8 protein-coding genes are annotated in these 8,357 nt (G+C 49.7%); 3 read left to right on the top strand and 5 right to left on the bottom strand.

All coding sequences use genetic code 11. The features are described 5' to 3' along the window. Window positions 1-127: 127 nt before the first annotated feature. Window positions 128-574 (bottom strand): SRPBCC family protein, encoded by a 447-nt coding sequence (locus tag ACSZLD_RS13765; RefSeq protein ID WP_377909003.1) that lies wholly within the window; start codon window positions 572-574, stop codon window positions 128-130. A gap of 429 nt (window positions 575-1,003) precedes the next feature. Beyond that, a complete protein-coding gene (locus ACSZLD_RS13760; RefSeq protein ID WP_444685523.1) occupies window positions 1,004-2,623 on the bottom strand; it encodes a M20/M25/M40 family metallo-hydrolase in 1,620 nt (539 codons plus the stop codon). Window positions 2,624-2,772: 149 nt separating this feature from the next. On the opposite strand from ACSZLD_RS13760, the gene ACSZLD_RS13755 reads away from it, so the two are divergent. Both ACSZLD_RS13755 and ACSZLD_RS13750 read left to right on the top strand, forming a co-directional pair. Then, the gene (locus tag ACSZLD_RS13755; RefSeq protein ID WP_444685522.1) at window positions 2,773-3,294 is read left to right on the top strand and encodes a GNAT family N-acetyltransferase; all 522 of its coding nucleotides are present in this window, start codon (window positions 2,773-2,775) and stop codon (window positions 3,292-3,294) included. Window positions 3,295-3,352: 58 nt separating this feature from the next. Further along, the gene (locus ACSZLD_RS13750; RefSeq protein WP_377909000.1) at window positions 3,353-3,592 is read left to right on the top strand and encodes a hypothetical protein; all 240 of its coding nucleotides are present in this window, start codon (window positions 3,353-3,355) and stop codon (window positions 3,590-3,592) included. Between the two features lie 143 nt (window positions 3,593-3,735). Here ACSZLD_RS13750 and ACSZLD_RS13745 read toward each other — a convergent pair whose 3' ends face one another. From ACSZLD_RS13745 to ectA, 3 genes are all read right to left on the bottom strand, one after another. After that, window positions 3,736-4,131: an ectoine synthase gene (locus ACSZLD_RS13745; RefSeq protein ID WP_377908999.1), complete on the bottom strand. Its 396-nt coding sequence runs from the start codon at window positions 4,129-4,131 to the stop codon at window positions 3,736-3,738. Window positions 4,132-4,255: 124 nt separating this feature from the next. Then, window positions 4,256-5,545: a diaminobutyrate--2-oxoglutarate transaminase gene (ectB, locus tag ACSZLD_RS13740; protein ID WP_377908998.1), complete on the bottom strand. Its 1,290-nt coding sequence runs from the start codon at window positions 5,543-5,545 to the stop codon at window positions 4,256-4,258. A 75-nt stretch (window positions 5,546-5,620) separates the two neighbouring features. Then, the gene (gene ectA / locus ACSZLD_RS13735; RefSeq protein ID WP_444685521.1) at window positions 5,621-6,136 is read right to left on the bottom strand and encodes a diaminobutyrate acetyltransferase; all 516 of its coding nucleotides are present in this window, start codon (window positions 6,134-6,136) and stop codon (window positions 5,621-5,623) included. A gap of 657 nt (window positions 6,137-6,793) precedes the next feature. On the opposite strand from ectA, the gene ACSZLD_RS13730 reads away from it, so the two are divergent. Continuing rightward, entirely contained in the window at window positions 6,794-8,239 is a 1,446-nt protein-coding gene (locus ACSZLD_RS13730) for a phospholipase D-like domain-containing protein (RefSeq protein ID WP_444685520.1), read from the top strand. Window positions 8,240-8,357 lie beyond the last annotated feature (118 nt).

Genomic DNA, 8,357 nt, shown 5'->3' with positions numbered 1-8,357 from the left:
GGTTTTGTCGCTTACACACACAGGTTCGGCGATTTTTTTCTGTTTCCTTCTATAAAATTACTTCTATACATAAAAAGGGGCTGTCCCGTCGATAATATCGACTTATGGGACAGCCCCTTGTTGTTTCCTATGCTCCTGTTTCCTGACGCAAGTGGTGCACAAACCGGCGAACAAGCTGATCTCGTGTCCGTTTTGCAGAGAACTTCAGCTTAAGCTTGCCTGTGAGGCTGACCGGCTTTTTTTCACCTTCGTAAATCAGCTGTGTTTCGTTTTCGTTTAATTTGATCAGCGTAAAGCGCAGCGTCATGGCGAAATGTCCATCCGCTTCAAACGAAATCTGCTTCACTTTTTGGGACGGTTCATCGCGGTAATCCGTTGTTTCTACCACGTACGTTATTTCCCGTCCGCCCTCCGAGCACGTCTGCCGATGCTTCGCTCCAATAGTATCGCTGCTTCCTTCAATCAGTTCACTGTGAACAACGTGCGGCAGCAGGGTGCCGATGGAACGGTCCTGAAATCTGTGCCACACAACTTCAATATGTGTCGGAACGAGAGATTCTTCCTCCCACTTCATCTTGTTGCCCCCTCCTGCCCATTCGTTTCCTATGTTCCTATTATCGGGGCAGAAACACCGGCAAATCAAGCGATTCGGCTGTGGGAGATTATGAGAAATTGACGGAACTGTGGGAGGCCAGACTAATCCTTGTGAACCTGCACAGCTCGTACGTTTCTCGAACAGCGAACGAAGCCGGCATTTTCAAGTGCTGCATGATAAATGGTTCTACGCTGCTTCCAGCTCGCCTGACAACAAAAAAACAGCAGGCCGCCCGGGTGCTGCGGACGTCCTGCCGTTTTTGTTATGAAGATACTTTAAGGGGGAAGATCTTCATGAAAAAGGGGGAGATAATTTGGTGCTCTCTCTTACAATTTCCACTTTAACATCTTTGTGTTAACAACGTGTTTCAGAAGCGTAAAGGATTATGAAAGGATTGTAAAAAATTGTTCAGCTATAGTGGGGCGAGCTGTTTTTCTGCCAGACCTCCATCAGCTTATGCAGCATTTTCGGGGTATGCACAAATGCATTCTGCCGGTGCAGCCGCTCTGTCCGCTGATGCGGATCTTTTCCGAACGGGCCGACGTTCAAGACCGGTGCCTTCAGCTGCTGCATCGCTTCAAATGGAATCGTGTAACCCGTCCCCCAGACCGGTGTATTGTTGCGGTAAGCATCAAGCTCAGAGTCAGGCTTTTGATAGTTGACATAGCTGAGGTCGCAAATCCCGTTGAAGTAGTGGACGTGCTCGACGCTGAAGCCTTCTTCGCCTGCCGTCTGCTTTAAACTCTCCACGGCCTCCTGAATACGGCTCTCATCTGAAGAGTTGACTGCCGGATAGTACGGCGGTGCGAAAAACAGCACCGCGGCCGGGGCCAGCTCCGGACAAAGCAGCATCCACTCTCCGGCAAGACGGATCGCCTGCTCCCGGTCATCCCAGTCCTCTTCCTGCAGAATCGTGCGGGTCCCCTCCTCAATCAGATCTTCATCAAATTTATTTTTTACATAGGCGTAAAGCTCTTCGTAGCGGATGACACGAACGCCTCCGACGCCTTCTACCTGCTCACGTTCGCATAACCGCCGATAGTCGGCGCTGCACTGGTCCATCGCGCCGGTAACGACCTCTTCAAAGGTGTCCATCACCGCTCCTGCATCACGCTTCATCGTAAAGACGTTATAGAGGGCAGCGGCCCGGTACGGAGTCTGGGTCGAATATTCCAGCTTCAAATCCCGCAGCTGCAGCGAAACCGGAAGCGGCGTGCTTTCGCCGAGATCTTCTTCTCGAAACGCAGGATTCCATTCCATTTCTTTTGATACGTAAGAGGACATATAGGTTGCCGTAATGCCGCTGAGCGGTTCCCCTACGTGCGTTTCCTTTCCGTAGAACAGAACTGCCGGCATAATTTTGCCCATCGTGCCTGTATAAATATAGTGGGTCTCATCACCCGGCCGCTGCGTGAAGGAGGGTTCACTGTTCAGGAAAAGCGTATAATCCAGCGCGTGCCTCTCTTTCAGCTTCAGCAGCTCCGGCACCACTGTCCGCATGCCGACAGAATCGACCTCTTCATCCGGAACCGAAACGAGTATGAGATTGAGCGGCCAGCCTTCTTCAATAGCCTGCTCCATCACATGCAGATGCAGCACAACTCCCATTTTCATGTCCATCGTACCGCGGCCAAACAGATAGTTATCGGACTCCAAATCGCTTCTGGCTGCTTCAGGGAGCGTTTCAGCTTCCTCCTTCAGCTTCATGGTCAGCGCCTTCGGATCAAATGCAAACGGTTCCAAATGGCCGTATTCCTCTGTCTGAACCGTATCAAAGTGGCTGATCATGACGATCGTCTTTGTAACGCCTGCATCTGGATGCCGGTATACAGCTGTCAGGGAACGCCGGCCTTTATCCGCATCATGCAAGTGAACGTAATCCCGGTGTTCTTTAAAATAAGGAAGCAGCTTCAGCTTCTCTTGTAATTTAACTGGAAAATCTTTTTCTCCTTGTGAAAACGTCCGGCTCTCCCAGCCGACTACTTCACAAAGAAGTTCTTCAAGTGCTTCAGGTGTGTGCCATAACATGCCAACCATCCTCCCGCTGATAAAAAGTCCATTCCTTCACCAGTTTACCTTATCTGCAGAAAAAAACCATCAGTGAAGCAGAAAACCTTCCAATTCCGCTTGAACCCCTGCACAATAGAAGCAGCACAAAAAAAGGACGTGATTCGATCGTGACGATAATAATCAGGCAGGCGCTGCCGGAAGATGCTGCTGCACTTGCCGCTATAGCCTCGGACGTAACAGACGAAGGCTTTGGTCTTGCGAGTCCGGAGGAAGTGACACACACTGCTGCTTCGATGGAAGAAAAGATTCTCACTGTCGGAAAAGACCCCCGTTCATTGTTTTTAACAGCAGAGAGCGATGGACAGCCTGTCGGTTCGCTGATCTTTCAGCGAAGTTCGCAAGTCAAATACGTCCACCACGGCAGTTTCGGCATGTCGCTTGCCCCTGCCTCACGAGGAGCGGGCATCGGTCGAAAGCTGATGGAGGCACTGCTGAGCTGGGCAGCAGAAGCACCAGGCCTCGAAAAAATCACGCTCGAAGTACTCGCAGAAAACACAGCCGCCCGGTCTCTCTACAAACAGTTTCAATTTGAAGAGGAGGGCAGGCTGCGCCGCCATGTCTACTATCAGGGTGCCTATGACGACCTGATCCTGATGGCCCTGTTTCTAAATCAGGAAAACCGAGTTTAGTCCCAGCTTTCAGTGGGAAACAGAGTCGTACACTATCCCTGTTAAAGGAGCTGACTGTATGACACAACATCGTTTAAACCAGCTTGAAATCGGTCAAAATTACACGGCAAAGGAGCTTGACAGCTTCGTGTCCACTACGGATGTCGTCGTTCTCTCTTCAAACGAAGAGCAGCTGTTTACCGATCCGGAGCGCGAATACAAAGTTGCCGGTTCTTATAATGGCTTTTTCGAGCATTCCTCCGACAACGGAGAAAAGTATTTCCGTGAAAAACGTGCTTATATAGTAGAGAAAGTCTGACGCTGTTTCACGTGAAACAATTAAATCCCGAACTAGTAAGAGACGGTCCGGGATTTTTATCAGCCGTGAACGTGATAGATGAAAAAGCCTGCAGAGGGTCAAAAAAGCGCAACGGAATTTCATCCGTTGCGCTTTAAGCATATTTATTCGTCTTCGACGAGCTCGTACGCGCCTTCTTCGTTGTGCGTTTCCTGACCGGTGATCGGCGGGTTGAACACGCAGACCATGCGCATATCCGAGCCTTCGTATGCTCGCAGATAGTGCTCGTCGTTCTTATCAAGCGCGTAGATTTCGTTGGCTTTGATCGGCCATACTTTGCCGTCTGCAACCGTTTCTACTTCACCCTCACCCTCAATGCAGTAAACTGCTTCCAGGTGGTTCTGGTACCAGATGTGCGTTTCAGTACCTGCTTTTATGACAGTATCGTGTACGGAATAGCCCATGTTGTCCTTTTTCAGGAGCAAGCGGCGGCTTTCCCAGTTTTCACCTTTTACGTGCTGATCGGAACCAATGATGTCTTCCAGTCGAACTACCTTCATGTCTGAAATCCTCCTCGATGTTTTCCGGTATTCTTCTACTATACAGACTGTCCGTTATCCGGACAGCAGAAAAGAGCGGCCGAAAGCGGAGTCCCGGCCGCTCTGATTCTGTTTTATTAAGTCGTTACTTCGCTGCCGTTTTCGTCTTTACGTTCATGGATTTGAGAGCGTCCTTGATGCTTGCTTCAATAATATCCAGTCCTGCCTGCAGGCCTTCCTCATCAATGTTAATCGGCGGGAACAGCTTGAACACCTGGTCGTGTCCCCCTGCTGTTTCCATGATCAGCTGTCGTTCAAAGGCGTGCTCTGCAACCTTTTCACTAAAGCCTTCAATATCAGAAGAAATACCCTGCATGAGACCTCGTCCTTTACGGTGAGCCTTCATCTCCGGATATTTATCAATCATGTTATCAAGGAACTTCGTAACGGTTTCTGCGCGTGCCTGGACGCTCTTTTCAAACTCCGGGTCTTCCCAGTACGTGAGTGATTCTGTCGCAGTGACAAACGCCATGTTGTTACCGCGGAACGTACCGTTATGCTCGCCCGGCTTCCAGTCGTCCAACTCCGGCTTAATGAGCGTGATTGCCAGCGGCAGGCCGTAGCCGCCGATCGACTTGGACAGGCAGATCACGTCCGGCTTAATGCCGGCAGGCTCAAAGGAGAAGAACGTACCCGTACGTCCGACGCCAGCCTGAACATCGTCCACAATCAGGACAATGTCCCACTCGCGGCAGATGCGCTCCAGGCGCTGCATCCATTCAAAGCTTGCGGCGTTAATACCGCCTTCACCCTGTACGGTTTCAAAAATAACCGCTGCCGGAACGGCTACGCCGCTTCCGTTGTCTTCCAGGAACCGCTCGAAGTAGTCAAGCGTGTCTTCGCCTTCAACAAAGTTATCATACGGCATTTGAACCGTATGGCTCAGCGGAATGCCGGCACCTTTACGCTTCATGGAGTTTCCTGTTACAGACAGGGAACCGATCGTCATGCCGTGGAAACCGTTCGTGAAGCTTACGATGTCCGTGCGGCCGGTCATTTTACGCGCAATTTTCAGCGCACTCTCGACCGTGTTCGTTCCTGTTGGTCCCGGGAACATAATGCGGTAGTCCATGTCACGTGGTTTCATAATGACGTCACGGAACTTCTCCATAAACGCTACCTTTGCGTCTGTTGCTTTATCAAGTGAATGCGTGATGCCATCGTCGAGGATATAGTCAACGAGCTTTTTCTTCATAGCAGGTTCGTTGTGGCCGTAGTTCAGTGCGCCTGCACCAGAGAAAAAGTCGATATACTCCTTGCCTGCTTCATCCCACATTTTGTAGCCGCGGGCTTTCGTAAATACGGTTGGAAAGCTTCGTACATAGCTTCGTACACTGGATTCAAGCTCTTCGATCAACTGTAGCTTTTCATTCATGGATAAAGGTCCTCCCAATATAATTGTAGTCACCTTGTCTAAGCGGACGGTTGTCTTCCGATCTTGCCTGTGAGTTTATTTCTTCCAGAAAGGTCCGATACGGTACGTGTATTCTGCTTTCCCGTCTTCTTCCGGGAACACGTCCGCAGGGAACGTTTCGCGTACTTCAAATGACGTATCTTCTGTCTTCGCCAGCTTCTTAAAGAGAGACTGGGAAGCGACATTGTCTTTTGTAATCGTTGCTTCCAGATACTTGACATCTTTCGCTGCGTCACGGCTGAGAAGCTCATCCAGCATTTTGTAGGCTACGCCTTTTCCGCGCTGGGAGCTGTCCACTCCAACCTGCCATACAAATACTGTATCCGGATGCTCCGGCTGGATGAAACCGGTGATAAATCCGACTACTTCGTCGTTTTCACGCGCAACGACGCAGGTCTCGGAAAAATATTCCGCCATCATAATATACTTATAGGCAGAGTTCAGATCTAACGACGTCTTCTTTGCCAGATTGTACATCCCCTGGCCATCTTCTTTGGACGGCTGTTCCAGTGAAAGGGCCTCAAGTACAGGAGTAACAGTAGTGCTGCTCATTACTTAAAAACCACCTTTTTTTTATTTATTTTGCGAGAAGTCATAGATCAGGATGTCTTCAAGCAAAGAAGCTTCCGTTTTTTCAACACTATTAATCATAGGACGCTTTGACTTTATTCGCAAACGGACTTAAACGGCATGGATAGTGATTAATCAGGATCGATATAGCTTAGTTATCTTCAGACCATTGATCTTGCTTATACCTCTCGATTTGTCGCTAATGCACCAGATTGCTACAGGTCGACTGTTAAATTTGCTTACAAATGGAAATTTATATCCATCTCCTCCTGTTTTTTCGGCCCGGTTTCTGTCCCGCCGCCGTGAAAGCGCTCATGGCACGCTTTCATATTATTTTCATTGATTCATATACCTGTTTATCAGAAAGCTAAACGGGAAATTATCAAAAAAGATGGGAGACGCCGAACGTAAAAACGGGTCTATCCCTTATCCCATCTAGGTCCTACGCCCTTGTAAAGATTCTATAAACTTTTTTAATCACGGATGAATTGCACCGTCCAGTTGCGGCTAAAACGGATGAAGCATTCTTTTGGTCAGCGCACCTCTTCCTCTCCCGCCGCTTCATTTATTTTCAAATGAATGAAATACAGCCTGCTGTTAAGCGGTATACTATGAAAGAGTACAGGGAGGGAATAGCAGATGAAGCACAAAAAGTGGCTCTGGATTGGACTAGCTTTCGCAGCGCTTTATATCGGGGTGACCGCCTGGCACCAGCTGAAACCGCTGCCGGAGGGGATTGACTATACAGGTGATGTGCATATGCTGCAGGAGGATGAGGCGGTCTTTCTGGCAGATTTAACGTATCAGAATGAAGCAGGCGAAGTGTATGAGCACGAGATTATGGAGGAAATGTTCCGCGTGATCGATGAAGCAGAGCACTTTCTGATTATCGATATGTTTATGGTAAATGAATTTTCCGATGAATCACGGTCGTTTCCCGAGCTGAGCCGTGAATTCGGCGATCGGATCGAACAGCGGATGGCCGAGTCGCCTGACCTCAAGGCCGTGTTTATCACGGATCCGATCAATACGACGTATTTCTCTCATGAGGCGGCTCACATTGACAGGCTTGCCGATGCTGGTGTAGAAGTGATCTACACGAATTTGGAGAGACTGCGTGACCCAAATCCAATATACTCCAGCTTCTGGCGGATTGGTTTTCAATGGTTCGGCCAGCGGGGACCCGCTTGGCTGCCAAATGCGTTCGGTCCTTCCGCTCCGGACGTCACGCTTCGCTCGTACTTAAAGCTGGCCAATATTAAAGCGAATCACCGCAAGCTCGTGATGAATGAAGAAGAGGCGGTCATCACTTCTGCCAATCCGCATGACGCCAGCGGCTTTCACTCCAATATCGGCATCCGGGTATCAGGCTCTATCTTAAAGGAACTAGTCGATCAGGAACGGGCCGTCGCTGCGTTTTCTGATGGAGACCTCGATGCTTTTCCGACTTCGGAGGAATTAGATGAGTGGGTGACAATCAGAGAAGAAGGCCCGATTCAGGCGCAGCTCGTGACAGAGCAGAGTATCCGCCAGGCTGCTTTGAAGATTTTGGAGCGCGCGGAGCAGGGAGATACCGTCTGGCTCGGCATGTTTTACTTGTCAGACCGTTATATAATAGAGGGACTTCACGAAGCGGCAGACCGGGGCGTGCAGATTCAGGCAGTGCTTGACCCGAATCAAAATGCGTTCGGCCAGGAAAAAATCGGACTGCCGAACATTCCGGTTGCCTCTGAACTCGTGGACCGCGAGGACGGACTGATCACCGTACGCTGGTACGATACCTATGAAGAGCAGTACCATTCCAAGCTGCTCTACGCCGACCGCGGAGAGCAGGTAAACATTCTTGCCGGCTCCACGAACTTCACGGAGCGTAATTTAAATAACTACAATCTGGAGAACAACATCAGTTTGACTGCACCTGCCGACAGTCAGCTTGCCGAAGACGTGGACGCTTACTTTGAACGGATTTGGAACAATGAAGACGAAACCTTTACGGTAGCCTATGAGGAATATGAAGGGGCTGTCACCCCGTACCTGTACGGTCTTTATGTACTGCAAAAATCGCTCCGGTTTACTACGTATTAGCATTCTGCCAGCATCAAAAGCGTTTCCCGGATCCGGGAAACGCTCAGAGTGTCAATAAAGCCCTATTAGGTGAATAACGTTGCATTTGCCCGTATCTGCGGACACTCGCTTTCCGGAG

Origin of the sequence: Alkalicoccus luteus (assembly GCF_052061695.1) — a bacterium.
GTDB lineage: Bacteria > Bacillota > Bacilli > Bacillales > Salisediminibacteriaceae > Alkalicoccus > Alkalicoccus luteus.
The sequence above is the reverse complement of the archived record's forward strand: the minus strand, read 5'-3'. Positions and strand labels throughout refer to the sequence as shown.